This is a genomic window from Microseira sp. BLCC-F43 (assembly GCF_041929235.1).
Taxonomy (GTDB): domain Bacteria; phylum Cyanobacteriota; class Cyanobacteriia; order Cyanobacteriales; family Aerosakkonemataceae; genus Microseira.
Genome location: NZ_JBHFNP010000181.1, coordinates 1 through 26,004, shown reverse-complemented (window position 1 = coordinate 26,004; position 26,004 = coordinate 1). Strand labels below are relative to the sequence as shown.

The following is a 26,004-nucleotide window of genomic DNA, read 5'->3' as shown; positions in this document are numbered from 1 at the left end:
ACAGAGGTTCGTAGTGAGGACTTCAGTCCTCAGAATAAGGGCTTTAGCCCTTACTACAAACAGTTCTACAGAGGTTCGTAGTGAGGACTTCAGTCCTCAGAATAAGGGCTTTAGCCCTTACTACAAACAGTTCTACAGAGGTTCGTAGTGAGGACTTCAGTCCTCAGAATAAGGGCTTTAGCCCTTACTACAAACAGTTCTACTAAAGTCCTCGCTCTGGGGGTGTGCGGAAGCCGATACCTGTGGAGCCTTTGTGTGTGGCTGGATCTTCCATGAGAGCGATCGCATATTCTCGGTGCATCGGCGGAATCACAAACCGATCTTGCATTGTGGGTAGAGAAGTTAGGCGGTAAATCGCTTCACATTGTGCTGCTGTTACTTTCGCTTTGCTCAAGGCTTCTTTAATTTCTGGATGCTCTAAATGCTGCATCTCTTCGGCGCGTTTGTATAAGCGAACTGCCATTAATTTGCGATAGGTTTGTTCAATTAAATCGACATTGCCTGCGGTAAACAGTTTCGCCATGTATTGCATCGGAATGCGGGCGCGTTCGAGGGAGCTAAAGAAATCCTCACTGTTCGTGTTGTAGGTGCCATTTTCTACCTTGCCTGCGATCGGTAGCAGTGGCGGTACGTAGAACAACATGGGTAGGGTACGAAATTCTGGATGTAGGGGAAGGGCTAATTCCCATTCTTTGACGAACTTGTACACTGGGGACTTTTGTGCCGCTTCAATGACTGAGGAATGGACGCCAGAGCGTTCTGCTTGGGCAATTACTTCTGGATCGAAGGGATTGAGGATTAGTTCTCGTTGTTTAGCTACCAATTGCGACTCATCCACCGAGGCAATTTCGTGGATGCGATCGCCATCGTATAACACCACTCCCAAGTAGCGAATCCGACCTACACAAGAATGGAAACACGCAGGCGCTTGTCCGGTTTCTAGACGGGGATAGCAGAGAATGCACTTTTCTGACTTACCCGTTTTCCAGTTGTAATAAACCTTTTTGTAAGGGCAAGCAGAAACGCAATAACGCCAACCGCGACAGACATTTTGGTTAACCAAGACAATGCCATCTTCACCCCGTTTGTAGAGTGCGCCCGATGGGCAGGATGCGACGCAACTCGGATTGGCGCAATGGTTGCAAATTCGAGGTAAATAGAAGAAAACCAACCGCTCAATTTCAAACAAGGTTTCCCGTTCTTCTGGAGTGAGTGCATCCAGGTTGGGATCGTTGGCGGCATAGATTGGGGAACCACCCAGGTCATCATCCCAGTTAGGGCCTGCCTGAATATCGATATCATCTCCCGTAATCAGCGAAACTGGACGCGCTGTAGGTTGATCGTCGCCTGCGGGAGCATCAATCAAATCGCCATATTTGTAAGTCCAGGGTTCGTAATAATCGTCGATGCTGGGCAGATAAGGTTGATGGAAAATGTTGGCAAGTCCTTTGGCTTTGTTGGTCGCTCGCAATTCGATATCATCCCCTTCTTTTTTCCATCCTCCTTTGTATTGTTCCTGGTCTTCCCATTGGGTGGGATAACCCGTTCCCGGTTTGGTTTCTACGTTATTCCACCACATATATTCCGTACCCTGGCGATCGGTCCAGACGTTTTTACAGGCAATGCTGCATGTATGACAACCGATGCATTTATCCAGGTGGAACATCATCGAAACTTGAGCGCGAATGTCCATTGTGTTCTCCTCTCTATTTCTAACAAGCAGCCTTGGTTCGATCCCCCTAAATCCCCCTTAATAAGGGGGACTTTGAGCGCATCTTTCTTTCTCTCGGAAATTGTGACTTTGAGCCGCTTTTTTTCTCCCAAAAACTGTGACTTTGAGCTTCTTTCTTTCTCTCGAAAACTGTGACTTTGAGCCTCTTTCTTTTTTCTTGCTCCCCCCTTTTTAAGGGGGGCTGGGGGGGATCTGGTTTGCGAATCTACAGAGGTTCTAAAACTTGGGTTCGCCCTTGAGTTTCCTTACCGCCACAAACGTGTCGCGGTTGACACCCGTGGGACCCCAGTAGTTAAAGCCATAGCTGAACTGTCCGTAGCCCCCCATCATCAACACGGGTTTGAGGCGAATCCGCGTCAAGCTGTTGTGTCCCCCAGCACGGCGGTTGCCCCGCTCTGGCGACTTGGGTATTGACATGGTGCGCTCCATCACGTGGTAGATGATGCAAATCCCTTGAGGTATGCGGGCGCTCACTACCGCTCGCGTGACGACAACGCCGTGATCGTTAAACACTTCCACCCAGTCGTTGTCTACAATCCCAATCGCTTCTGCATCTTTATCGTTAATCCAGAAGGGTTCAATCCCGCGAGACAGCGTCAGCATCCGGTGGTTTTCGGAATACATCGAGTGAATGTGCCATTTCCCGTGCGGGGTGAGATAGTTCAGCACAATCGTTTTATCGATCCCCCCTTGATCCCCCCTTGTTAAGGGGGGTTGCTCTTGATCCCCCCTTGTTAAGGGGGGTTGGGGGGATCCATTTAGCATCACCAAATCGTCCGCCAAGCGCACATCGGGTTTTGGCTTGTAAGTCGGCAGGTTTTCCTCAAAGGCGATGTATCCTTCATGGTCGAGGTAGAAATGCTGCCGCCCCGTCAGGGTGCGCCACGGCACCAAACGTTCCACATTCAAGCAATAGGCAGAATAGGGGCGTCCGTTGGTCATAATGCCCGTCCAGCAGGGACTATTCAGCAGCCGTCGCGGTTGTTGCACTAAATCGCTGAATTGATAGCGCACGCCCCGCGTTGGTTCGGCTAAATCGGTGAGGGGCAATCCTACTTTTTTCGACTCGGCTTCAAATGCTCGGTAAGCGACTTCGCCATTGGTTTCGGGGGCGAAGTGGAGGATCGCATTTGCTGCTTCTACGGCATCTTTAACCGAGGGATACTTTTGTCCATTCCACTCCTGTACGGGTTGGTTTGCGACTAATTCATCGTACAAATCGCCAGTTTCCCAATGAAGCCCGTGCAAACCCATACCGTCTTTTTTCGCGGATTGTCCAAGGGAAATAAAGCGATTGTACAAATTGACGTAATCGCGCTCGACTACGACAAAGTTGGGCATGGTTTTACCGGGAATCGGTTCGCATTCTCCTTTCGCCCAGTCTTTGATCGAAGGTTGAGCAATTTCTGCGGGGGTGTCGTGTTGTAAGGGGACAGCAACAAGATCCGCGATTGGTTTTGGTAGGTGAACTTTTGCCAGTTCGCTGACTTTTTCGGCTAAAGCTTTAAAGATATCCCAGTCACTCTTAGATTCCCATGAAGGCGCAACGGCGGCGGTGAGGGGGTGAATGTAGGAGTGCATATCGGTGCTGTTGAGGTCGTTCTTTTCGTACCAGGTGGCGGTGGGGAGAACGACATCGGAGTAAAGCGCCGATGTATCCATGCGGAAGTTGATATTTACTACCAAATCCAACTTGCCTTCGGGTGCTTGTTCGCGCCAGACGACGTTTTCTTGGCAGGGATTTTCTGGGAGTTCGTCAGCGATCGCATTTGTATGAGTTCCCAGATAATGCTTTAAGAAATACTCGTGTCCCTTCGCTGAGGACATCAGCGCATTCCCGCGCCAGATATACCAAACGCGAGGCCAATTTTCCGGCGCATCTGGATCTTCCACCGAGAATTTCAACTCACCGCTTTGCAGTTGCTGCACAATCCACTGACGAATCTCGGCGTCGGTATTTGCTCCTGCTGCTTTGGCTGCTTCTACCAATTCCAGCGAGTTGCGGTTGAACTGGGGATAGAAAGGCAGCCATCCCATGCGTACCGCTTTTACCTGCCAATCCATTGTGTGACTAGGATCGGAACCTAATTGAGTTTCGATTAAATTGCGATCGTAGCGCCACTGGTCGGTATGAACGTAGTGGAAGGAAGGCGCATTCTGTAACCGAGGCGGTTTCACCCAATCCAACGCCATCGCCAGACAAGTCCAGGAAGACATGGGAGCCAGTTTTTCTTGACCCACATAGTGGTTCAATCCGCCGCCGTTGCGTCCCACACAACCGCACAACATTAACCCCACCATCGCGGCGCGGTAGATCAAATTATTGTGATACCAGTGGTTAATGCCTGCCCCGATAATAATCGAGCATTTGCCTTCGGTGCGTTCTGCTGTAGTTGCCCACTCTCTGGCAAACTGCACCACCGTCTTGCGGTCAATCCCCGTGAATTTTTCTTGCCATGCCGGAGTGTAGGGCGCACTTTCATCATCGTAATCTTGGGGATAGTCTCCCGCTAACCCTCGGCTAACTCCAAACTGCGCCATCAGCAGGTCGTAGATCGTGGTGACGGCTACCCGACCCGACTCGGTTTCTAGGTACTTGACGGGGACTTCCCGGTGGCAAACCTTCTCCGCCGCAAAATCCGTAAATTGAACCGGCAAACTAATATCATGGTTAGTCAAAAAAGTCAATAGCGGTTCAATTTCTGCCCCATCGAGTCCGTCTTTCATTTCTAGATTCCACTGTCCCTTTTGGGTTTGCCAGCGGAACCCGATCGTGCCTTGGGGCATCCGAGGACGGTTAGCGATTTGGTCAAATACCAAGTATTTCCATTCAGCGTGTTCGACGTTTTGGTATTCGGCAAATTGATCGGCAGTTATCATGCGTCCGGCGCGGTATGCCCCATCCTGTTCGTCCAGAACCACTAAAAACGGTGCATCGCTGTAGCGTTTGAGGTAGTTGAGGAAATATTCGGTAGGGCTTTCAACGTGAAATTCCTTCAGAATGACATGGTTAACCGCCATCCAGAAGGCACCATCTTGACCCGCATTAACGGGAATCCACCAATCGCCGTACTTGGCAACTTGGCTGAAATCCGGCGAGAAGACCACAAACTTAGCGCCCGCGTGTCTCGCCTCAGCGACAAAGTGAACGTCTGGCGTCCGGGTCATGTTCAGGTTTGACCCCATTGACACGATGAAGCGGGACTTGTACCAATCTGCGGCTTCCGCCACATCGGTTTGTTCGCCCCACACTTCCGGCGAGGCGTTGGGGAGGTCGCTGTACCAATCGTAAAAGCTTAAATTCACGCCCCCCATTAATTGCAGGAAGCGGGAACCCCCTGCATAACTCAGCATGGACATGGCGGGAATCGGGGAAAAGCCAACCACGCGATCGGGGCCATGCTGCTTAATCGTAGAAATTGTGGATGCGGCGGTAATTTCTAGCACTTCATTCCAACTGGCGCGGCGCATTCCGCCTTTACCTCTGGCTTGTTGGTACTGACGGCGCTTAGTTTTATTTTGTACAATCGATTCCCAAGCGGCGACGGGATCTGCGTATTGGCGTTTTGCTTCGCGCCACAAGTCGATCAACACGCCGCGCATGTAGGGATACTTCACCCGAATCGGACTGTAGATGTACCAGGAGTAGCTAATCCCGCGCTGACACCCTCTCGGTTCGCAGGGAGGGATACCCGCTTCTAGTTCCGGATAGTCGGTTTGCTGCATTTCCCAGGTAACGATGCCATCTTTGACGTAGATAGCCCAGGAACAACCACCCGTACAGTTGACGCCGTGACTGCTGCGAACTACTTTGTCATGCTGCCAGCGATTGCGGTAAAACTCTTCCCACTGGCGCAAATCGGGGTTGATGATGTCTTTAATCCAACTCATGATTTTTGTCCCTCAACTAAACGTTGACGTACACCTGTGAGGCGATCGCGCCAGGTAATCTGACTGAGTAATGCCAGCAGGAGAAAACCCCCCACACCCAGCAAAATGAATTTCCAAGTCGGAGACAGATGGAAAGATGCAGTTTGGGTGCTGCGATCCCCCCTTGCCCCCCTTTCAAAGGGGGGTTGGGGGGATGTTGCGTTCGTTGTTGTTTCCGATTGATTGGCTGCTTTAAAGAAAGCCAGGAGATGAGCTTGTTCTGCTTCTGTCAGCTGACTGTTTTGATAAATGCTTTGCATCGTCGGGAATGGCAAGGTGGGCAATACACCTTGAAGACCGACTTCGCTGTAGCGATCGATAATGTGCGTTAAGTTCGGTCCAAGCGTGCCGCCGCGTAAGGTTCCTACCGGATTCACCGTATGACAGGACATACAAGCGGGACCGCCATTTTGAAACGGAATCGTTCCGGCAAATAACTTTTGTCCAATATTGGCATCACCAGCAATTGATGGGGCGGTAGCTGGTGCTTCTGTTTCTGGTGGGGTGGCGATCGCATTACCCGCTGCATTTTCCAGATAAACCACAATCGATTCAACTTGATCCGATTGCAAACCCATATTGGGCATCGGAACGCCGTAATATTTGTCAACTAACTCTTTGGCGATCGCATCTCCCGATTCAATAACTTTCTCTGGGGCAGCAATCCAATTTACTAGCCAATTGCGATCGCGTCTTTGCGTCACCGTTTTTAGATCCGGGCCATAACTGGCGCCACTCCCATCGATCGAGTGGCAAGACGCACAGGATTGTTCAAACAGCGTTTTTCCTTCTTCTGCGGTAGCGGCTGTTGCGGTTGGCATACTTGCGAACCACAGGATGCCGCTGGTCAATAGCATTACCAGTAACGATCTGCCCCAGCAGCACCACCAGCGTTGCCATTGCTGAGTCAGCCGTGACATGAATTCCATAGGTTTTTCACCTTTGTTTTAAGCGTTTTTACTCAGTTCGCTTTGTACCCAAGAGAAAACGGCTACAGTAGCAGACATCCCCAGAGTGGCTGCGGCTAAGGCAATGACTTGTTCGATTTCTTCCTGGGAAATACCGAGAGCGATCGCTTTACGCACATTGGCACGCACCGCTCCCTCTCGCATCGCGCCGATCGCAATTCCCAACTTAATTAATCTGACCGTTTTGGCATCCAAAGGCCCTTCTCGACCGGCCTCACTCAGTTCCTCCCAAGCTTTTTCCAGTTTGGGATAGCGTTCAACAAACTGCTGATAGATTTCTGGGGGAGTAGGAAAAGCTTCCGCATTCATAAAAATCTCCAAGTTACCGATTACACCCTTACAACGTATCGATCGCCTCGACACGCAGATACAAGCAATAGATGGACAATTTGAGCCTGCTTTCCCAGCATCAAAGCTGTCTAAACTAAAAGCTGACCCGCTTTTTCTTGTTCCATTGCGATCGCGCGGGGAAACAGCACGTTATTTTCCTTATGAATATGCTGGTGCATATCTTGTTCAAACGTGGCAAGAGCATCCAGCATCGCACGATAGGTATTGCAAGCCCACTCTGGCGGGGTGAAGTCGTCGGTGAGTTGGCGCAGTTGTGCCAGGGCGATACCCGCTTCCTCATGCTCGAACTCCATGCAGCGCACTGGGTTAGCAAGATAGCCACTCTGGAATAAACACAGGGTTTCCTTGGATTCTAGCTGCCGAATCATTGGAAACAAAATCTGTTCTTCCTTCATCAGGTGCGTTGTCAGTTCCTGGGATAGCGCCAGAAATACAGCCTTAATTTGATGCAAGCGAGGTTCCTTATCCCCATGTACGGCGGCAACTTTCGCCGTCATTTTTTCTAGGCGCGGTAGCTCAGAATGTAGGTAAGCGTGGTGCGTTTGCTCGATGCGGTCGGCGAGTTCCGTCAGGGATAAAGTCGCTATATTCACCTCTGGTTCTTCGTCTGAGGTGTTACTGGCTACCAGTTGAGCCAAAAACCCTTGGGGGTCGATTCCAACCTGGCGGCAGGCTTCTTCGAGGGTCTTTTTGCCACCACAGCAGTAGTCAACTTTGGCTTGCTCGAACCAGCGGGAAAGGGAAGGGCGATCGCGCACAATCGCGCCTACGGTATCGTGAATTTGAAAGGTTGTCATAGCTGCCTCCTAGATTGGATTTAGGTGGTTTACATTTGGTTTTCTCTCGCCCCAACTCACTTCTGGCGAAGGTTAGGAGCGCGGATTTCACGATGGGATGATTCCCGAAAACCTCCTAATTGCAAGCTTGAATCTGCCTTTTCCTGTGACTTCATCAATACTTTCAAGCGTAAGCGAACGACTTTTGGTATTCCTTGACTTAAGTCAAAACAGACCTTAAAAGATTCTTAATTCTGAATTGTTATGGTTTGGGGGCGCAATTCGCCCCCTGAAGCTAAAAATACCAGTGGACTATCGCCTAAAATTAAATAGTTCCAATTTAAATCAATAGCTTCGATCCACTCAATCTTATGCGACTTGCAGCAGTCTCACTCCAGTATGACTTCTTACCACGCTTTTACAACATGGCAAGCATTAACGTGCTTTCCAACATGATGGTTCCTTTGGCGGGTATTGTTGACATAGCCTTTTTGGGACATTTAGCAGATATCCGCCACCTAGCAGGAGTCATTCTAGCCACTATACTGTTTGACTACCTTTACCGGGTGTTAAAGTTTTTGCGCTCCAGTGTCAACGCCTTAACTGCACAAGCCGTGGGGATGGATGACCACAAAACTATATTATTAGTGGGGATGCGGAGTGCCGTAATTGCGCTGGGACTGGGATTAATCATCTTGTTGTTACAATACCCAATTCAAAAACTGGGGTTCTGGATTTTAAGCGGTTCTCCAGAAATTGAAAGTTCTGGAACTGACTATTTCTATGCCAGAATTTGGGCAGCTCCGGCGGTGTTGCTCAATTTTGTATTGATTGGTTGGTTTACGGGGCGAGAAATGAATAGTCTGGTGTTGTTGATGTCTGTCATTGGTAATGGTTCTAATGTTCTGCTGGACTATTTGATGATTGTCAAGTGGGGATGGGAAAGCATGGGAGCGGGACTGGCTACAGCAGTTAGTCAGTATTTGGCGTTAGTGACTGGCTTGGTGGGAGTGTGCTTGAGCATTCAATGGGCAAAATTAGCAGCCGCCTTACAAGAGGTTTTTGATTGGGTGGCGTTAAAAGAAACTGTTGTTCTCAAAACCAACATTCTGGTGCGATTTTTAGTATTGATTTCTACTTATGCCATCTTTACAAATTTGAGTGCCACAATGGGAACAATTACCTTGGCACAAAACGGATTGCTGTTGCAAATTGCTCTGTTGAGTCAATTTACCATCCAAGGGGTAGGGATGACAACACAAACCTTGACTGGCAATTTTCAGGGTAAAGGTTCAACAGAGAAGATGATTCCATTGTTGAGTATTTCTGTAATTACCAGTTTATTTATTGCCCTAGTTTTTGCCATCGGCTCTGTGATATTCCCAGAGCCAGTATTTGGATTATTGACTAATCATGCAGAGGTGAACGAACACATTAGTAGTTATGTAATTTGGCTACTACCGCTTTTGGGATTAACTGCGATCGCTTTCATGTTAGAAGGATACTTTATTGGTTTAAAAGAAGGTGCAATTATTCGTAACACTGTGCTTTTAGCCTTGGCAATCGGTTTTTCACCCCTAGCTGCAACAGCATGGTATCTCCACAATAATCACCTGTTATGGATGGCGCTGGTTTGTTACATGACCGTCATGATTGTAGTGCTGGGGTCACAATTACCTAAGACACTGGATAGCAAAAACCTACCAAATCAAGATTTACTACCCAGATATTAAAAAGTCAATAGTCCCATAGACATCTGGTGAAATTAATCATGGGTTACCTGAAACCCTTGTAGAGACGTTACATGTAACTTCTCTACATTGATTGTCACCAGATGTCTAATAAATCAAGTTGCTAGTTAATAGTTGTGACAGCGGTAATGGGTAATTGGTAATTGGTAATTGGATTAACAGGCTTTTGCCCTCAGTACAATTACCCATTACGCTCGTGACCCAGGCGGTCGCCTGGGAACGCCATTACCATGTTGCTAAATGATTATGGAGAGTTTTGAGCAGGGAGTGCCAATCTTCTGAGCATCATTTGACTTGCTAAAAGAGGCGATGGGATTGCTGGCGACAGTGCTTTCGGTAGTTGGAGCGTCGGTCGGTAATTTCTCCTGTGCTTTGTCTTAGAGCATTCCTGAGCCACCCCATGTCTAAAGACGAGGGGGTTCACGCAACGCTATCAACCTCTCTGGAGGCTCTCCCTAATTGTAGGTACAACATCGGTGAATCTCAGTATCAACAACTAGAACTTTTGTGGCGACTCGCTCTGACTGGAGGAGGTTTTCCAAAGGAAGAAGGGACTTGCCCTCCTAATCGCAAGTTAGTTGTTTGGGTCGCCTGTCTCCTTGCCGCCAGCAGGAACGGTTCTGCACCCGACCATGCAAGAAAAGCATTGTCTACTTGGAGCCGGTCATTTTCTACAAATCTTGCCAAAAATGCGGAATATAAGTCTCTCTGACAAAGGACTCCACAATCACATTTGTGGACTCTAGTTGAGAGGCTTTTCTTTTTTGTGGTTCCACACTGATGGCAAGTTTGAGATAGCTTAGTTGTCTGCGTGGAAAATTCAACCACATTAACGCCAGCGCTTTGGGCCAAGCGTTTTAAATGAGACACGAATTCTCTAGGGAAGCGAAGACTAACAGATTTTCCCAACAACCAATGTCTTTGCCTTGTAGTCAAGTTTCTCTAGTTTGATCGTGTTTCCTAGTCTCAGAATTTCATCGACTAATCTCCCGTGTAATGACTTGCGATGCGCCGCCAGCTTTCTTTCGAGGTTAGCCTTAGCGATCCTCGTTGATCGATAAGTTTTAGAATCGTTCCACTTCTTGCAACCTTTTTTGACGGTTCCCTTTTTCTTTTTACCTTTACCGTCAACAAAGTCAGCGTTGTAATTGTCTGGATTATTTGCCCTCCTATATCTTTCCATCCGCCGTTGTAATCGGCGTATTTCTTTTTCAACATACTTTAGTTCAGGTGCGAATAAATCCAGCCTAGCCGATTCCTCTCCAACAATTGCTATTCTGGATGGCTCAATATCTCATCCAACCACTCCAGAGCCAATCTTGTTTTTGGGTTTTTTGAATGGTTTACCTTCACAAACTAATTGGGCGTAATAGCGATATTGTTTAAACGTCGGCTCACCAGTCGTACATATTTAACTCGACTACTTAATCCATGAAGAATCACCCCATCGTTGCCGCGCCAGAAAGGTTGAAGTTTCAGCTTGACCCACACCAATTGTTCTTGATGCCACCTCATGCCGGTTGTATTAACTTTTCCTTCTAAATAATCTAGCTTGTTCTTACCTTTGAACCTGACTTTTTTGGCGATACCGAAGGCTACTTTCTCCGATGCGTTGAACGCGCGATTAGCTAACTTCTGGGCTGTGTTGGAGTCTATATGAAAGCCTATCCAAGATCGTCTGACGATGGTAGCGAAGGCATGTAAACTGTATTCGTTATACCCCTAGGCAGCGCTTGCTAAGGCATTAGCTTTCTGTTTCTCCTTTTTGTTGGATTTAATTTTTCTAGCTGATTGGTACAGTTTTGATTGCTTAACCAACTTTAAACGCCGCATCGCTTCGCAATAGCAGGCGTTATAAAGCTGCCAAAGATCCTCAAACCTAGACAACAAAACCCTTTCATCTGTAGCCGATACTACCAGTGGTATTTCGGTTACGAATGAAAGGGTTTTTGCCTTGCTTGAAACTGTTTTAGCCATCACACAAATTGTTGAGTTTGTAATATCATAACATACAATATTGACTGGGATTAAAATCGCTGTAGCACTTGGGACCCATGTCTTTAGCCCGGAGGCAGACCTGCGCATTTTTGGTGACAGGTTAAGAAAGTGGAGCCAATGGCTGTGGGCATTCGCCCCTCGATGCTGGCTGCTCCACAAGCAGTTTTCATCCCTTTCCCGATCTAGAATCTTTCCAGAAGAAACATGGTCAAGGTTCTGTAAAGAACCCAAAGATAGATTTAAGATTTGAGTCAGTTTTGCTTTCAGATTGTAAACAAGGTTGAAGACGTATGCACAGACCGCAATTAGAGAAAAGAGCAGTTGCGCTTGCCCTCACCACCCTCACCACAGGTTTGCTAGTCACAGCTTGTCAAACCACCACCACAACGCCCCCAAGCGCCACTAGTCCCGCCCCCGCTAGCCCCGTCGCCGCGACTCCCACAACCGCCGCGACTCCAGCAGGCGGCGAGGGAGGACTGAAAATAGGTTCGCTCCTGCCCTCTACAGGCGACCTCGCTTCCATCGGACAGGCGATGGTTGCATCGGTGCCGATGGCAGTGGAAACTGCTAACAAGTGCGGCGGCGTCAACGGCAAACCCGTTACCCTCGTGGCAGAAGACGACCAAACCAACCCCGCAGCGGGAGCGGCGACAATGACCAAACTCGCCGAAGTAGACAAAGTTGCCGGTGTGGTAGGTTCCTTTGCCAGCAGCGTTTCTAGCGCCGCCGTCGATATTGCCGTGCGGAATAAAGTCATGTTAGTTTCCCCTGGCAGTACCAGTCCCGTATTTACCGAGCGGGCGAAAAAAGGCGAATTTCAAGGTTTTTGGGCGCGTACTGCTCCCCCAGATACCTACCAAGCAGCGGCACTTGCCAACCTTGCCAAGGAAAAAGGGTTCAAGCGCGTTTCTACGGTGGTGATTAATAACGACTACGGCGTCGGGTTTGAAAAGGCATTTGTGGAAGCTTTCGAGAAACAAGGCGGTACTGTAGTCAACAAAGCCAAACCCACACGCTACGACCCCAAAGCTACCACATTCGATACCGAAGCCGCCGCCGCGTTTGCCGGGAAGCCAGATGGTGTAGTTGCGGTGCTTTATGCCGAAACCGGCAGTATTTTCCTGAAATCGGCGTTTCAGCAAGGGGTGAGTCAAGGAGTAACCGTGATGCTCACCGATGGGGTTTATTCGCCCACTTTTCCAGAGCAAGTCGGTAAAACTGGGGATGGCAAGTTTATCCTAGCCGGAGCAGTTGGCACGACACCGGGTGCGGATGGTAAAGCACTGACAGAATTTGCCAAACTCTGGAAAGAAAAACAAGGCAGAGCGGTGGATGCCTATGCGCCCCAAACTTGGGATGCAACTGCTTTGTTGATGCTGGCGGCAGAAGCGGCTAAGTCTAATACAGGCGAAGGGATTAAAAGTAAAATCCGGGAAGTTGCCAATGCTCCCGGTGAAGAAGTTAGCGATGTTTGCAAAGCGCTGGAGTTAGTCCGCCAAGGCAAAGACATCAATTACCAAGGTGCCAGCGGCAACGTGGATATCGATCAAAACGGCGACGTAGTTGGTAGCTACGATGTGTGGAAGGTGGAACCCACTGGTAAGTTGTCCGTAACGGGTAAAGTTAGTCCCAAATAATCGGTGCAGGTGGGCAGGGGGGCAGGGGGGCAGGGGGGCAAAAGCGGCAGGTGGGCAGGGCGGCAGGGGGGCAAAAGCGGCAGGTGGGCAGGGCGGCAGGGGGGCAGAGGGGAATTTGAATGTAGATTCTCCCCATCCCCCCATCTCCCCATCTCCCCATCTCCCCATCCCCCCATCCCCCCATCTCCCCATCTCCCCATCCCCCCATCCCCCCATCTCCCCATCCCCCCATCTCCCCATGCCCCAATCTAAAATCGGAATCCCGTACCAAAGTTATAACCCACACCGACTATGAGTCCCACACCCACAGTATCGGTGTTAAATCCTAGATTTAAGCCAGCGGTAGCGGTAAATTGCTCTGTTAAAGGTAAATCGACTCCTCCAGTGAGCAAAAAGCCAACCGTGCTGTCATCGGAAGTGGTGATGATGGCGCCAGCACCCACGTAGGGAGCAAAATTAACTCTTTCAAAAGGTTCTGCTTGGATGGGAAAATCAAAAGTTAACGGGATCAGGATATCTGCATCCCCCGAAACTACAATCGCCGGACGAATTGAAAAGCGTTGCGTCAGCCCAATTTTACTAAAAACAGCAAAGCCAAATTCCCCGATCGCCGTTTCGCCGCCGATACCGATGTTGCCGCCGATACCGATATAGCTGGAGCCAGAACGAGTGGGGCGACCAGGGTCTAGTTCAGCTTGGGCAACGGTTGGAGTATCTAATTTAACATTTGTTGTACGGGATGGGTTGGTGGTAGGTGGTGTCAAAAGCGTTGCAGCGGAGGTGTCAACAGTACCTGGAACGGGTGGGGGTGTAACTGTTCGTTGGGATACCATTGATTGTGGCTGTTGCTCCAAAGAGGCTAGAACGCTATCTATCTGGTCTGATTTTGCATTCAAAGCTGCGGGTATCGAGTCTAAAGTTGACTCACTAGCAGCGGTGTTTTTGACAAACTGTGGGTTCGAGTCGGCAAGGTTCCTAGTCGCCGTGTCAGTCGCCAGAGGTTCGCTGTTTGCACTGGCGATGTTGGTAACGCTAGCAACGGCTGTGAGACTGACTATAACAGCAGCACGCTGAAGAATCTTTTGGTTCACGGTCACTCCTCTACAAAAGCGAAATTTTTGCGCAGATTTAACGCTACGTCTCCAATTTACCGCAAAGCGCCAAATGCCCCCCATCTTAGGCAGGAGGTGAGCAGGTGAACTGGTGAGCAGGTGGGAGAGTTTTTCGCACAATCGACTATATACAAAGGACATGATATAATTTCATGTTCCGCAAATCACCCATAATTAAAACTCGACCTGTCTCCGCGTCGGGGCGTCCCCGCGTCAGTGTCAACTTCGCTGCATTTTTAGACTGATGCATCGATGGCGATCGCAACTTGCTGGGAAACAAAGGGTAAAATTGCCTTGTTCTGGCTGTGGGCTTTGCCTTCTGTAAAGACAACTAACAAATAGGGTTGCAAGTCTGGTATTTCAATATAAGCCGCGTCGTGACGCACAGCGCTTGTCCACCCAGCTTTAGACCAAATTTGAGCATCTTGGGGTAGTCCGCCACCCAGGAAACCCGTTATTTGATTTTCGTCCCTATTGGTAATTAAATCATCCGGGTTGAGACTGCGTTGCAATATTGCCATCATCGCTTGGGATGCTTTGGCGGAAACTGCGACTCCGCCTACAATGCTGTGCAATAATCGGGCGGTGGCGTTTGTGGTCAGCATGTTGCGATTTTCTAACGAGGCTCCCACAAAAATGCGCTCGCGTCCATAGGGACCATCGCACCAGGTTTTTTGATTGATGTTAATTGTCTGTAATTCAGACCAATTAAGGGATTGAAAGTAGCGATTGACGATGTTGCGCTGTAATTTCCAGGTTTCAAACGGACCTGGGGGTAATTCTGGCCCGCTAGTGACTCCTGTTAATACATCTACCACTAAACTGGTGGCATCGTTGCTGGAGTCTACAATCATATCGCGGATGGCTCGATTTAATTCAGCGGTGATTTGGATTGCGCCTTTTTCTAACCATTCGTAGATCGCGACGAGGTAAAATAACTTGACGACGCTAGCGGGGTAGATCCGTTGAGTACCGCGATACTCAAAGCCTCTAATGGGATACTTCCAGAAAGCTTCCGCACTCAATGCGCCGCCGGTATTTACGGGGACCGGCGGATCGTAGACAATCCAGGTAAGGGCGATTTGATTGCGTTCTAGGGTGGGAAATTCGGCCCAGGTTGACTCTAGGATGCGCGAGCCTAATAATTCTAGTTGTTCGTCTTTGTGAAAAAATGTCATTTGATTGGCTAATGGCTAATGGCTAATGGCTGGTAAAAAGGCAATTAGCATTTAGCAATTAGCAACCTCGCACTTGACCAATTACCTATTACCTATGCCCGAATATCGATGTCGAGTTAATCTAAATCTCTATGATTCCCCTGAATGCAGCCGTTTGGCAACGCAGGCGGCGTCTTTGCGTCACTTGCGCTTGGTGTCCCTAGATAATGATAAGGCTGTTGGGGTGTGTCTGTGCGAAGATGATTATCCGGGTTGGTTGCCGATTGGGGATAAGATCTTCCTCGAGGAGACGACAACAGTTTATCGCGCGATCGCTCTCTCTTTTACAGACATCCGCAATCAACTACCCTCGGTCATCGCTTTTACCAAACAAGCGATGCAACAGCCAAACTGCTATCTTTGGGGTGGTACGGTAGGGCCAAATTATGATTGTTCCGGACTGATGCAAGCTGCTTTTGCTTCGACGGGTATTTGGTTACCCAGAGATGCCTACCAGCAGGAAGCTTTTACCCAGCGTATCCCGATTGAGGAATTGTTACCAGGAGATTTGGTTTTTTTTGGTACGCCCCAAAAAGCTACCCACGTCGGACTCTATCTAGGAGAAGGATACTATATCCACAGTTCTGGTCAAAAAATGGGTCGCAATGGCATTGCCATCGATCCGCTTTCAGATGCGGGAGATGATGTTAGTCGATCTTATTATCAGCAATTGCGCTGTGCGGGTCGAGTCGTAGCCAGTTATCAACCAAAGTAGCGATCAAGTAACGCAATTGGTAATTGGTAATTGGTAATTGGTAATTGGATTCATTGGTAATAGGGGCACACTTTAACGATGCCATCACCTTTGTTTCTACCTATATCTCTTTCTTGGAGCAACAATTTTGCACGCCAACCCGGTTTCTTGACTCAGAAACCTGGTTTCTACCTATATCTCTTTCTTGGAGCAACAATTTTGCACGCCAACCCGGTTTCTGTCTGTAAAACCCGCCCCTACTCTTGACAATTACTCATTACCAATTACCTATTCCCTGCTTTCTTGGATGTAACTAGCAACTTGAGTTATTACCTCTTAACGATTTTCTTTTCCATATGCCAGATTTTAGCTCGCTCATCGACTATTTTTATCTTGTACTTTTTACCCAGTTCTGTTTGAATTTTACTGGAAGTATTGTACAAAAATACATCGCTGAAACCGTCGGGAATTTTGGGAATATTAGGCTCTATTACTAGCTGAAGTTTTACTTTTGGTTCTAGCAGGGAACTCATAGCTAGTATATCTCCAGGATTGAGGGAATTATTGCTGCTCACCAAAAGTGGACGAGTCGCTTTGTTGATAATCTTCGAGCGAGCTATATTGTAATCGCTGGCGCTTCTAATTCCCGCTTCTGGTAAAATTTTGACTGCACATGATGCCAGCTCCGCTGAGATTAGTAAAGCCATTGCTACTTTCCATAACTGCTGCGTTGAGGATTTAATAGCGACGATACCTGAAGCAAAAAGGTAAGCAACAGCTAGTTGAATTCCCACATAGCTGGTAATTAGATACCTCGATCTTGTAGTTAACTTCCAACCTAATATTAAATCCGTCAAAACTAAAGATATTGCCGTTACTCCAATTAATGTAAATATGAATACTGAAACTTTTTCCGGGGCTTTTCGATATAAATAATAAAGTGAATATCCAACTAAAATTAAAACAATAGGAGCCGTAATTTCTCCTATTTCTACATCTATAAAAACGCGACTTAAATTTAATATCCAACTCCTCAATAAAACGAATATATTTGAACTATTTTGAGCGCTGCCTGTCGTTTTGGCGACTTGGGTAGCGTTCATAACGATTGCTAAAATCCAAGGAACGAAGGTTAAAAAACCAGCTAGGGATGCTAGTAAGTAAGCCTTCAAATTTTTAGTGAATCGAAAGCGTTCAACTACAGCTACATAGAGGGCGTGGGAACCAGTAACCAAAAATGAAAACAAAACCGTATAAAATCCCAGTGCAACTGTTGCTGCATAAGTTCTCCAACTGAATTTTGTTTGTAAGCGCATGGCTCTCAACAGAGCGGCGCTCGCTAATAAAATTGTGACAATAAATAAACTATAAAACCGTGCATCTTGGGCGTATAAAATGTGAAAGGGAGAAACGCTAAAAATTGCGAGCGCTACCCATGCAACTAGCTGCGAATCGAATAATTCTAAGCACAACCAATAAACAGCGGGAAATGCCAGCAAACTAAAAACCGCAGATAAACTTCGCGTCACTGCTACTGAATTGCCAAACCACTGCACCCACAATCTTGCCATCAGGAAATAAGGCGGGGGTAGGTGTGCTTCTTCAATCGCTAAACCTTTGATCGTATCCGTGAATCTTTTTTCAGAATTTGGGTATTGATATTTGTACAATTCTTTCACCTCAATTACCCGACCATCGAATACGCTATCGCGCACTTCTTGTAGCGTGTAGCCAGATATTCTTAAAGAAGTATAAGCTTCATCATGACTGTAAGATTTACTATCCAAACTACCGAACCGCAAAACTATCCCCAAAATGACTAATATTACAATTAAACCCCGCCACCAAAATGGCGGCATGTTCCACCATTGATTGATTAACTTGCTTCCGGTATTGTCTGTGCTTTGAGTAATCATGATAGTTTTACCTGATTTTTTAGACAGCTAGTGAATATTTTTTATTGGCAAAATTTTACTGATATGTAATGGATTTTAAGTGATAGTGAACTGGGGTGTGAAAGTGAGATTGTCGTTCTTCAGGGGGCACCCATCTCTCGCGGCAGAACACCATACTGCCATACCCCTGGGGAATCGCGCTATACTTAGTCTGTTGTAGTAGGGGTTTTTTGAATTTGATGATCCAGGCATCTACAATATAAAAGCATTTTGCGGAATCCGGTTGCAATTGATATTAATATTAGGTAACAATTCCCCACGGGAATGCTTTTAGATGGTTGAAATGAATGAAAATCTCGTTATTGACTGAAGAAATGGGAGCGCCGACTCCTGCGAACTCCAGTCAGCCAGAATTGTCTGTAGTTGTGCCAATATACAACGAAGTCGAGAGCATTCCCAGCTTAATCGCAGCGATCGCTACCAGTTTAAGCGCTACCGACCTGACTTACGAACTGATCTGCGTCGATGATGGTTCCCAGGATGGTTCTTCAGAACTACTCAAACAACAGGCGCAGGCGCGTACCGACTTGCGCGTCGTGCTGTTGCGCCGCAATTATGGTCAAACAGCAGCTATGGCAGCGGGGTTTAATTACGCGCGCGGTCGGGTTATCGTGACCTTAGACGGGGACTTGCAAAACGATCCGGCGGATATTCCGCTATTACTGGCAAAATTAGCAGAAGGTTACGACATGGTGAGCGGCTGGCGCAAAAACCGACAAGATGCTGCCGTGACGCGCTTGTTACCTTCTAAAATCGCCAACTGGCTAATTGGAAAAATTACCGGCGTCAAGTTGCACGACTACGGCTGTTCGCTTAAAGCTTACCGCAGCGAACTGGTGGCGGATATGAACCTTTACGGCGAATTACACCGATTTTTGCCCGCTTTAGCCTATATCGAAGGCGCGAGAATTACCGAAATCCCCGTGCGTCACCACGCGCGTCGCTACGGTAGCAGCAAGTACGGTTTGGGGCGGACGTTTCGCGTGTTAATGGATTTATTAACGATTTGGTTTATGAAAAAATTCCTGACGCGCCCGATGCACGTTTTTGGGCTGTTAGGATTGATTTCTATGTTCCTGGGGACGCTGTTGGGAGGCTATCTGACTTTCTTAAAAATTGGACTGGGAGAAGAAATCGGCAATCGTCCCTTACTGATTTTGGCAGTTGTGTTACTGTTAACTGGCGTCCAACTGTTTAGTTTCGGGTTGCTGGCTGAGTTGTTGATGCGAACTTACCACGAATCCCAAGGAAGACCAATCTATCGGGTGAGGGAAATTGTCGAGCCAATCGGAAAAAATAGTTCACAATAGGTTGGTCATTGGTAAAAAACTAAGGACAAACAAGTTGAAAGTATTTTCGACGCTGGAAAAGCCAGTACGCCGCAACCTGGTAATTCTATTTGCTGCTGGGTTGTTGTTTTGGTGTAGTATGGCTTCTCTACTGCCGACTTTACCTACCTATGTAGAGGATATCGGCGGTACAAAACAAGAAATTGGCACGGTAATGGGTGGATTTGCCATCGGACTGTTGCTGTTTCGCCCTAGACTGGGTCGGATGGTGGATCGGCAGAGTCGGAAAGGGGTTTTGCTGTTGGGTATTGTGGTAGCAGCGATCGCACCCTTGGGTTATCTGTTCGTCAAGTCGATTCCGCTTTTAATCGCCCTGCGCGCTTTTCACGGCATCAGTATCGCCGCCTTTACTACTGCTTACAGCACCCTAGTAGTCGATTTATCCCCCAGCGCCATGCGGGGAGAATTGATTGGCTATATGAGTCTGGTACAACCAATTGGGGTCGCATTGGGGCCAGCGATGGGAGGATTGTTACAGGAACAAGCAGGTTACCCGCCTTTATTTTTGCTCGCCGCGCTTTTGGCAGTTTTCAGCGGCATCGGTGCTGCGGCGATTCGGGAAGCAAGGGGGCAAGGGGGTGTGGGGGAAGTTGGCGGTACCTCTTTACCACCAGGTGCGAACAGTCCATTCTGGCGACTGCTGCTGAGTCCCCGCTTGCGAATTCCCACCTTGGTGATGCTGCTAATTGGTTTGGCTTTTGGGGCGTTGAGTACGTTTGTGCCTTTGTATATCCGAGAAACAAAGGTGGATTTGAATCCTGGCTGGTTTTATACAGCTGCGGCGATCGCTAGTTTCAGTTTACGCTTATTCATCGGTCGCGCTTCGGATCGCTACGGGCGCGGATTGTTTATCACTGGTAGTTTACTCTGCTATACCGTGGCGATGTTTATGCTCTCTAGTGCTAATAGCGCCGTTGGTTTTTTGCTAGCAGGCGCAATCGAAGGTGCTGGCAGCGGTACTTTCATTCCGATGGTAATTGCCTTAATTTCCGATCGTTCCTCGCCCCACGAACGCGGTCGAGTTTTTGCGCTGTGCGTGGGTGGGTTTGATTTGGGGATGGCGATCGCCGGTCCAGTTTTCGGTTCTTTTGCCCAACAACTCGGCTACCGAGGTATCTTTACCCTTAGCACCGGCTTAGCTTTTCTAGCCCTAGTCATCTTCCTCACCCAGTGCAATAAAAATCTACCCCATTCCCTCAAGTTCGCTTTAGGTCAAGAAAGCGATAGTTACGCGGTTGCATCGGAATGATTGGCGTTTCTTGCTAATTGCTAATTGCTAATTGCTAATTGCTAATTCCCCCTACAGGTCGTAATTCCGATGCAACGGTCAACGATATAAAAACCCATATATAACACTTTCGCTGTCAAGTCAAGTAAAGATTTATTTTTTGTTGGGTGTGACTGGAAGTGGCTATGGCAAACTAAGGGAAAATACTGAGATGTAGGGGTAGGGGAGGCGGGATATGAGCAGGCAATGGGCGCAGAAAAAATCTGGATGGAATTCTTCGATGCCTGTGCAAAAAAGTTCATCTTGGCAGCGACCTTTCAGGGACCCAATTTATGATGCGCCAGCGCCAAAGCAGACGCTTTCAGTGCAAACAAAACGCCGTAACGTTGACTGGAGTCGGGTAACAGTAGAAGCCCAAAGTCCAGCAGGAGTGCAGCCACAGGTACAGCGGCAAGTAGCGACTCAAACGCCTGTAGCCCAGACTGAGTGGGACACTCACCGCAATATCAAAGCGCGCTATAAAACCTGGCAAGCTTATGAGGCGGTGCGATCGCAGGTGGCGAGTTGGGGAGTGAATAACCCAGCGGACTATATAGAAGCAGCTATCGGGGAATGGAATGGTAACGCTGGTATTCACGGCTACTTCGGTAACAATTTTGATGGCGATCCCCATCGTTCTTATCTGAACTTGAAACGGTTATACCAAGCACGGGGGATTAACAACCCAGCGAATTACATTGCCAGCAATATCGTCAATATTACTTTCTTCAACCGCACGACTCAGGGACACAGAGACTTGCAAGCAGCGCTGAATGCTGCCCAAACTGCTTTGACTTCTGCCGGTCATAGTTTCATTTTGGAGGTAGGAACTTGGTCGTTTGTCCCTCGGACATTTAACGACAATATCAATAAATTATCGAATCACGCCTTGGGGAGAGCAATTGATATCAATCCCCAGAACAACCCGCACATCACATCCGCCGAGGAAGTACTGGCGATAGACACAATTTGCCGCTCGTTGCTGCCGAGTGGTTTGTTGTCGGAGACAAACTTTGATAACCTTCAAAGAGCAAGCGATCGCTTCAAGCAAAACTTCAACAACTCCTGGGTCGATCAACAAAAGGAACTGCTCAAAGATATGAGCAAGCAGAAGCCAACCCCCACAGATATGCCTGCTCAAAAAAAGCTGGTAAAAGCAATCCAAAATCGTCGTTCTGCACTCAACAAATACGCCGCTAATGGTTTCCTCAACTTGCCCAAAGCACTGGTGGAAGCCTTGCAGAGCGCTGGCTTAAATTGGGGAGGAACGTGGAGCAGCGCCAAGGACTTCATGCACTTCGAGCTACCAAATCCGTAAGCAAAACTCTTTCGAGGATAAAATCGGTGGTTGATAGGAAAATTCACAGGAGCAGAGGCGGAATATGAGTAGACAATGGCAAGTCCAAAGAAAAAATAGATCGAATTCTTCTTCCCCGCCCGTGCAGAAAGGGGTTTCCTGGCAACGACCTTTCACCGACCCAGTTTACGACGCGCCAGCGCCTCAGCAGACGCCTTCAGTACAGGCAAAACGCCCTAACGTTGACTGGAGTCGGGTAACCGTAGAAGCCCAAAGTCCAGCAGGAGTGCTGACTCAGATTAATGCGCCTCAAACTGAGCAGCCACAGCAAGGGCAGACAGTCCAGCGCGAACAGATGCAAGCAGAAGATGAGCTGAAAACGAAGCAAGAAGCCGGAACCATCCAACGCCTGGAGATGCCACAACAGGAGGATGAAGAGAAAATTAGCCCAAAGATGATGGTGCAGCGCCAGCCTGGTAAAGATGGGATGGCTGCTACAGCGAATCTGGAAGAGAATTCAACAACAGAAAAATCGGCAGGAAACAGATCTACAACAATCAACGATCAACCTGATAAAGGATTAATTCAAAGAGTCACTACAAGGGATACAGAGGCAAAAAAAAGGCACAGGGAAGAACAAGAAGCATTGTCACAGCCACGCACTGACACCAGAAAACGGACAAGAGCAAGTCAAACAGCTAGCGATTCGCAGCCAGCTCGGAATCTACTACCCTCTATCCCAAACTTTGAAACTACTGAGGATGGAAAATTTTTGTGGTATATGGATTCAAAAGGTCCTAAACGTCCTTCATGGGGAGGTGTCGATGAGGAGATATACGAAAGCGCAAAAAAACAAGACAATCCCCAGAAGCAGCGAACAGAATATTTGTGCGAAAAAACTAACAAATACCTGCCGCGCAAAAAAGATAGAAAAGGTAATGAGGATTACTTAGATATTGACCATAAGCTGAATTGGAAAGAACATATCTACAACTCATTAGATATGCATGAAGTCTCGGTTGAGCATCATGGTCAACCTATTCAGATTAGAGCATATCTCTGGGAAGAAGTAGAAACAGTCTACAGGAACAAAGAGAACTTACAATTAATAGCAAAGAGTGCCAATAGAAGCAAAAGTGGACCAAAGCACTTTGATTCGGCAGTGCAAGAATATGTGGGAATAAGTTGAAGATAGGTAACAAGCGATCGCACTCTTTTTGATTTTTGCTTGGTGGGTGCGTATCGCCTGCTTTTTGCCACACACAAATCATCACTCCGACAATTCCCCAAAACGTTCGCGATAGCGAGTCAATAACGCCTCCATTTCTGCCAATTGTTGTTGAGCTTGCTCTTTTTGCTGCCGTTCTGCAATGGCAGCTTCTTCAGGAGTCAATATCAACTGCCCTTCGGGGGTAAAGAAACGCAATTTTGACTCGTGAATGCCCAAATATAACTCTAATTGCTGACTCCATAGCCAGCCATTCTCATTCGGTACAAGGTCTTGATAACGACCGCCTACCAACTGGAATCCCTTAAATTCAAGGCTATCCGGGTCAAACCAAAAATAATCCGGCGTGCGGAAATTATCCTGGTAAATTTGTTTTTTCAAACCCCGGTCTGTATCGGCAGTTTTGGATGAGAGAATTTCTACAATAACATTGGGATACTTACCATCTTCTTCCCAAACAACCCAACTTTTACGCGGTTTGCGCTCGGTTCCTAAAACTACAAAAAAATCTGGCCCCCGAAATTTCTCGGATTTCCGCTGGCGGGGACTGTAGTAGATGGTGAGATTTCCGCAGGCATAAAAGTCATTGCGGTTTTGCCACCAAGATTCTAGACATTGAAGCAGCAGCATTATTTGCCGCAAGTGCAGTTCGGTTTCCAAGGGCGGCTCGTCGCTATATAAGTCACTAGGAGGAAATATAACATCTTCTTCCAGGACATCTTCCGATATTTCTAAGTCTTGAGCAAGAGACATGGCGACCAGAAAAAAACAGCAGACAGAATTCCTCACCCTATTGTAACGAATCGCCTACAACTTCAATCACCCGAACAAGCGTTTAAGTTGCTTGTAAACCTCATCATCATTGCCCTCACCTCACCTTACCAACTAAAATCACCTCAACCAAATCCTCGTCTGGATTATAGCGGTAAACAATCCGATATTCGCCGCTATCCACCCGATAATAACCTGGATAGCCGCATAATTCTTGGCTATCAGATGGTATAGGATCAACGTTTAGCGCCAATACTTTTTTGGCAATTTGTGCGGCAATTTTCGGCTGCAAACCCTTGAGAAAATCGAGAACGGTTTTTAAACCATCAAGCTTTGCCATGTGATTAATCTTCGCTGTCTTGACTAGCTAGACGGTTAAGTTCTGCTGTAAAGATTTGGGTGCCAACCATTTGTGAGTTTTTTAGTGCTGTTTCAGCAAGTTGACCAAAAACACGATCTTCTAATTCCGCAAGGCGCTGCATCAATTGCTGGTAGTCGTTAGCCGACATAATTACATAATTAGGTTGTGAATCCTCGGTTAAAAGGATCGGCTCTTTTGCAGCATTTTCAAATATTTCTCTGTAGCGCTGGGAGACTTCTGTGACGGGATAGCTCTGCATATAGCCCTACTTTGCTCCAATGTTTATCAATATTATATCGCGAAACAGTTGGCGTTCGCTTGGCATTAGTAAAATAAACGATTGCCAATTTCATATTTCATATTTCATCAACCAAAAATCTAAAATCTAAAATCTAAAATCTGAAATTCTCCCTAAACCTCAATCCGGTTTAGGTGGTAATTCAATTGGCGACAATCTATCCGGAGTTCCTGGTGATGGTGAAGCAGTTCCTGGTGTAGTTTCTCCGGGTACAGTTTCTCCGGGTACAGTTCTTCCAGGTGAAGGTGTTTGAGGTTGACTTAACCGACTTGGTTCAACAGTTTCGAGGGTAACCGACTGCGTTGTTTGCTCGCCAGCTTTATTGGTTACTCTCAGCGTAATCGTGACGCTACTGGGAGGTTTACTCAACGTGTAAGTTTTGTCACCTTGCGGCTTTTGCACATCGCCAAAAGGCAGCAGTTCAACTTTAATATCTTCCCCATCCTCTACTTTCCAAGACAATATAACATCGACTGGTTTTCTATCTTTATTAATTTCATAAACGTATTTCGGCTTTTCACTCGCATCTTGACCGTTAATTTTAAAATAGACAATCTTAACCGGCGTCGCGGGTTTAGGTGGTATCGGTTTAATCTTAATATTAGGAGTATTCTTAGCAATCTCCGGTTCCGCTTCGCCTTGTTTGGGAATCACCGTCAGTTTAAAATTGTAGTCACCTGCTTGTTTGGCTCCTGTAGGCACATTTTGACAAGTTAGATTGTTCGTTAAAGTACAGAATTTATTCAGTTGAGCAGGCAAAGTATTATTAATAATTGGATACCGCTTCAATTGGCTGTTTACCGAGCCATCGGGAGCTAAACTTATCAGCCTTAATTCTTTAATTTGTTTGGCGTCGCTAATTTCCCAATTTAGCATAATCTCCTCATTTTTAGCTGCCTCATAAAATGGCTTTGTTGAGGAAATTTGACCAATTTTCGGGACTGGTAATGGTTTAACTACAATCGTATCGGTTTCTTTAACATCTGAAGGTTGGTTAGGATTTTCCCTAGAAATCACTTCGAGTTTGTAAGTATAACTCCCTGGTTTAGTGGGAGTGATGCGGATATTTTCACAGGTGATAGTTGCCGGATTATTTCCTGGGGTTAATTGTTGCGGTTTGCATTGACTCAAGGGAATTGTGTTTTTAGTCACCACTCCATCACTTCCCTGTTGCAGAATTCTCAATTCTTTAATTTGACTAGAGTTGCTGATAGTCCAACTTAAAAGAATTGGTTCTTGATATTCATAATTTGCTTTGTTAGTTAAAACTTTTTCAATTTTTGGTACCGGCACAGGCGGCAGTGGTTTAACT

General features: G+C 47.3%; 22 protein-coding genes and 2 pseudogenes. 8 read left to right on the top strand and 16 right to left on the bottom strand.

What is annotated here, in order from left to right:
- Positions 1 to 202: 202 nt before the first annotated feature.
- The 5 genes from narH to ric form a co-directional block, all read right to left on the bottom strand.
- Positions 203 to 1,693: a nitrate reductase subunit beta gene (narH, locus tag ACE1CM_RS25415; protein WP_374881553.1), complete on the bottom strand. Its 1,491-nt coding sequence runs from the start codon at positions 1,691 to 1,693 to the stop codon at positions 203 to 205.
- A gap of 255 nt (positions 1,694 to 1,948) precedes the next feature.
- Positions 1,949 to 5,623, bottom strand: a complete 3,675-nt coding sequence (locus ACE1CM_RS25410) for a nitrate reductase subunit alpha (protein WP_374881552.1) — start codon at positions 5,621 to 5,623, stop codon at positions 1,949 to 1,951.
- The gene (locus ACE1CM_RS25405; RefSeq protein WP_374881550.1) at positions 5,620 to 6,591 is read right to left on the bottom strand and encodes a cytochrome c; all 972 of its coding nucleotides are present in this window, start codon (positions 6,589 to 6,591) and stop codon (positions 5,620 to 5,622) included. Before ACE1CM_RS25405 ends, ACE1CM_RS25410 begins: the two co-directional genes overlap by 4 nt.
- A gap of 18 nt (positions 6,592 to 6,609) precedes the next feature.
- Complete coding sequence (locus ACE1CM_RS25400) at positions 6,610 to 6,939, bottom strand: carboxymuconolactone decarboxylase family protein (protein WP_374881549.1); 330 nt, start codon at positions 6,937 to 6,939, stop codon at positions 6,610 to 6,612.
- A gap of 110 nt (positions 6,940 to 7,049) precedes the next feature.
- On the bottom strand, positions 7,050 to 7,778 hold the full coding sequence (gene ric / locus ACE1CM_RS25395; RefSeq protein ID WP_374881548.1) for an iron-sulfur cluster repair di-iron protein: 729 nt from the start codon (positions 7,776 to 7,778) through the stop codon (positions 7,050 to 7,052).
- Between the two features lie 350 nt (positions 7,779 to 8,128).
- Between ric and gntT the strand changes: the two genes are divergently transcribed.
- On the top strand, positions 8,129 to 9,490 hold the full coding sequence (gene gntT / locus ACE1CM_RS25390) for a guanitoxin biosynthesis MATE family efflux transporter GntT (RefSeq protein WP_374881546.1): 1,362 nt from the start codon (positions 8,129 to 8,131) through the stop codon (positions 9,488 to 9,490).
- A 418-nt stretch (positions 9,491 to 9,908) separates the two neighbouring features.
- On the top strand, positions 9,909 to 10,220 hold the full coding sequence (locus tag ACE1CM_RS25385; RefSeq protein ID WP_374881556.1) for a hypothetical protein: 312 nt from the start codon (positions 9,909 to 9,911) through the stop codon (positions 10,218 to 10,220).
- 38 nt (positions 10,221 to 10,258) lie between these two features.
- Here ACE1CM_RS25385 and ACE1CM_RS25380 read toward each other — a convergent pair.
- The 4 genes and pseudogenes from ACE1CM_RS25380 to ACE1CM_RS25365 all read right to left on the bottom strand — a co-directional run.
- A pseudogene (locus ACE1CM_RS25380) lies at positions 10,259 to 10,336 on the bottom strand (hypothetical protein); the annotation flags it as partial.
- Positions 10,337 to 10,400: 64 nt separating this feature from the next.
- Entirely contained in the window at positions 10,401 to 10,691 is a 291-nt protein-coding gene (locus ACE1CM_RS25375; protein ID WP_374881544.1) for a hypothetical protein, read from the bottom strand.
- Positions 10,692 to 10,864: 173 nt separating this feature from the next.
- Positions 10,865 to 11,023 carry a hypothetical protein gene (locus ACE1CM_RS25370; RefSeq protein ID WP_374881542.1) on the bottom strand — a complete coding sequence of 53 codons (159 nt, stop codon included), beginning with the start codon at positions 11,021 to 11,023 and terminating at the stop codon, positions 10,865 to 10,867.
- A 207-nt stretch (positions 11,024 to 11,230) separates the two neighbouring features.
- The gene (locus ACE1CM_RS25365; RefSeq protein WP_374881540.1) at positions 11,231 to 11,737 is read right to left on the bottom strand and encodes a hypothetical protein; all 507 of its coding nucleotides are present in this window, start codon (positions 11,735 to 11,737) and stop codon (positions 11,231 to 11,233) included.
- Positions 11,738 to 11,796: 59 nt separating this feature from the next.
- Between ACE1CM_RS25365 and ACE1CM_RS25360 the strand changes: the two genes are divergently transcribed.
- A complete protein-coding gene (locus ACE1CM_RS25360) occupies positions 11,797 to 13,143 on the top strand; it encodes an ABC transporter substrate-binding protein (RefSeq protein ID WP_374881538.1) in 1,347 nt (448 codons plus the stop codon).
- 248 nt (positions 13,144 to 13,391) lie between these two features.
- Here ACE1CM_RS25360 and ACE1CM_RS25355 read toward each other — a convergent pair whose 3' ends face one another.
- Together ACE1CM_RS25355 and ACE1CM_RS25350 are read right to left on the bottom strand one after the other, a co-directional pair.
- Entirely contained in the window at positions 13,392 to 14,234 is an 843-nt protein-coding gene (locus ACE1CM_RS25355) for a hypothetical protein (RefSeq protein ID WP_374881536.1), read from the bottom strand.
- A gap of 257 nt (positions 14,235 to 14,491) precedes the next feature.
- The gene (locus ACE1CM_RS25350; RefSeq protein ID WP_374881534.1) at positions 14,492 to 15,433 is read right to left on the bottom strand and encodes a serine hydrolase; all 942 of its coding nucleotides are present in this window, start codon (positions 15,431 to 15,433) and stop codon (positions 14,492 to 14,494) included.
- Between the two features lie 94 nt (positions 15,434 to 15,527).
- Between ACE1CM_RS25350 and ACE1CM_RS25345 the strand changes: the two genes are divergently transcribed.
- Positions 15,528 to 16,187, top strand: a complete 660-nt coding sequence (locus ACE1CM_RS25345; protein ID WP_374881532.1) for an NlpC/P60 family protein — start codon at positions 15,528 to 15,530, stop codon at positions 16,185 to 16,187.
- A 308-nt stretch (positions 16,188 to 16,495) separates the two neighbouring features.
- Here ACE1CM_RS25345 and ACE1CM_RS25340 read toward each other — a convergent pair whose 3' ends face one another.
- Entirely contained in the window at positions 16,496 to 18,082 is a 1,587-nt protein-coding gene (locus ACE1CM_RS25340; protein WP_374881530.1) for a glycosyltransferase family 39 protein, read from the bottom strand.
- 353 nt (positions 18,083 to 18,435) lie between these two features.
- Here ACE1CM_RS25340 and ACE1CM_RS25335 point away from each other — a divergent pair, with 353 nt between their 5' ends.
- The 4 genes from ACE1CM_RS25335 to ACE1CM_RS25320 all read left to right on the top strand — a co-directional run bounded on the left by ACE1CM_RS25335 (position 18,436) and on the right by ACE1CM_RS25320 (position 23,223).
- Positions 18,436 to 19,431 carry a glycosyltransferase family 2 protein gene (locus ACE1CM_RS25335; protein ID WP_374881555.1) on the top strand — a complete coding sequence of 332 codons (996 nt, stop codon included), beginning with the start codon at positions 18,436 to 18,438 and terminating at the stop codon, positions 19,429 to 19,431.
- A gap of 34 nt (positions 19,432 to 19,465) precedes the next feature.
- Positions 19,466 to 20,719 (top strand): MFS transporter, encoded by a 1,254-nt coding sequence (locus ACE1CM_RS25330; protein ID WP_374881528.1) that lies wholly within the window; start codon positions 19,466 to 19,468, stop codon positions 20,717 to 20,719.
- Positions 20,720 to 20,933: 214 nt separating this feature from the next.
- Positions 20,934 to 22,055 carry a M15 family metallopeptidase gene (locus ACE1CM_RS25325; protein ID WP_374881526.1) on the top strand — a complete coding sequence of 374 codons (1,122 nt, stop codon included), beginning with the start codon at positions 20,934 to 20,936 and terminating at the stop codon, positions 22,053 to 22,055.
- Positions 22,056 to 22,119: 64 nt separating this feature from the next.
- Complete coding sequence (locus ACE1CM_RS25320; protein ID WP_374881524.1) at positions 22,120 to 23,223, top strand: hypothetical protein; 1,104 nt, start codon at positions 22,120 to 22,122, stop codon at positions 23,221 to 23,223.
- Between the two features lie 81 nt (positions 23,224 to 23,304).
- Here the strand turns inward: ACE1CM_RS25320 and ACE1CM_RS25315 are convergent, their stop codons facing one another.
- From ACE1CM_RS25315 to ACE1CM_RS25300, 4 genes and pseudogenes are all read right to left on the bottom strand, one after another.
- Positions 23,305 to 24,015, bottom strand: coding sequence for a Uma2 family endonuclease (locus tag ACE1CM_RS25315; RefSeq protein WP_374881522.1), 711 nt, complete (start codon positions 24,013 to 24,015; stop codon positions 23,305 to 23,307).
- A 115-nt stretch (positions 24,016 to 24,130) separates the two neighbouring features.
- Positions 24,131 to 24,373 (bottom strand): type II toxin-antitoxin system RelE/ParE family toxin, encoded by a 243-nt coding sequence (locus ACE1CM_RS25310; protein ID WP_374881520.1) that lies wholly within the window; start codon positions 24,371 to 24,373, stop codon positions 24,131 to 24,133.
- 4 nt (positions 24,374 to 24,377) lie between these two features.
- On the bottom strand, positions 24,378 to 24,653 hold the full coding sequence (locus tag ACE1CM_RS25305) for a type II toxin-antitoxin system Phd/YefM family antitoxin (protein ID WP_226592271.1): 276 nt from the start codon (positions 24,651 to 24,653) through the stop codon (positions 24,378 to 24,380).
- Positions 24,654 to 24,812: 159 nt separating this feature from the next.
- Positions 24,813 to 26,004: pseudogene (locus ACE1CM_RS25300) on the bottom strand (hypothetical protein); the annotation flags it as partial.

What these genes read in the sequence shown, in the direction of transcription:
- ACE1CM_RS25325 (WP_374881526.1), top strand. Translation starts at nt 20,934, where the DNA reads ATGAGCAGGCAATGGGCGCAGAAAAAATCTGGATGGAATTCTTCGATG.
- ACE1CM_RS25375 (WP_374881544.1), bottom strand. Translation starts at nt 10,691, where the DNA reads ATGGAAAGATATAGGAGGGCAAATAATCCAGACAATTACAACGCTGAC.
- ACE1CM_RS25335 (WP_374881555.1), top strand. Translation starts at nt 18,436, where the DNA reads ATGGGAGCGCCGACTCCTGCGAACTCCAGTCAGCCAGAATTGTCTGTA.
- ACE1CM_RS25305 (WP_226592271.1), bottom strand. Translation starts at nt 24,653, where the DNA reads ATGCAGAGCTATCCCGTCACAGAAGTCTCCCAGCGCTACAGAGAAATA.
- ACE1CM_RS25320 (WP_374881524.1), top strand. Translation starts at nt 22,120, where the DNA reads ATGAGTAGACAATGGCAAGTCCAAAGAAAAAATAGATCGAATTCTTCT.
- ACE1CM_RS25350 (WP_374881534.1), bottom strand. Translation starts at nt 15,433, where the DNA reads ATGACATTTTTTCACAAAGACGAACAACTAGAATTATTAGGCTCGCGC.
- ACE1CM_RS25410 (WP_374881552.1), bottom strand. Translation starts at nt 5,623, where the DNA reads ATGAGTTGGATTAAAGACATCATCAACCCCGATTTGCGCCAGTGGGAA.
- ACE1CM_RS25340 (WP_374881530.1), bottom strand. Translation starts at nt 18,082, where the DNA reads ATGATTACTCAAAGCACAGACAATACCGGAAGCAAGTTAATCAATCAA.
- ACE1CM_RS25370 (WP_374881542.1), bottom strand. Translation starts at nt 11,023, where the DNA reads ATGAGGTGGCATCAAGAACAATTGGTGTGGGTCAAGCTGAAACTTCAA.
- ACE1CM_RS25400 (WP_374881549.1), bottom strand. Translation starts at nt 6,939, where the DNA reads ATGAATGCGGAAGCTTTTCCTACTCCCCCAGAAATCTATCAGCAGTTT.
- narH (WP_374881553.1), bottom strand. Translation starts at nt 1,693, where the DNA reads ATGGACATTCGCGCTCAAGTTTCGATGATGTTCCACCTGGATAAATGC.
- ric (WP_374881548.1), bottom strand. Translation starts at nt 7,778, where the DNA reads ATGACAACCTTTCAAATTCACGATACCGTAGGCGCGATTGTGCGCGAT.
- ACE1CM_RS25310 (WP_374881520.1), bottom strand. Translation starts at nt 24,373, where the DNA reads ATGGCAAAGCTTGATGGTTTAAAAACCGTTCTCGATTTTCTCAAGGGT.
- ACE1CM_RS25315 (WP_374881522.1), bottom strand. Translation starts at nt 24,015, where the DNA reads ATGTCTCTTGCTCAAGACTTAGAAATATCGGAAGATGTCCTGGAAGAA.
- ACE1CM_RS25345 (WP_374881532.1), top strand. Translation starts at nt 15,528, where the DNA reads ATGCCCGAATATCGATGTCGAGTTAATCTAAATCTCTATGATTCCCCT.
- gntT (WP_374881546.1), top strand. Translation starts at nt 8,129, where the DNA reads ATGCGACTTGCAGCAGTCTCACTCCAGTATGACTTCTTACCACGCTTT.
- ACE1CM_RS25360 (WP_374881538.1), top strand. Translation starts at nt 11,797, where the DNA reads ATGCACAGACCGCAATTAGAGAAAAGAGCAGTTGCGCTTGCCCTCACC.
- ACE1CM_RS25385 (WP_374881556.1), top strand. Translation starts at nt 9,909, where the DNA reads ATGTCTAAAGACGAGGGGGTTCACGCAACGCTATCAACCTCTCTGGAG.
- ACE1CM_RS25405 (WP_374881550.1), bottom strand. Translation starts at nt 6,591, where the DNA reads ATGGAATTCATGTCACGGCTGACTCAGCAATGGCAACGCTGGTGGTGC.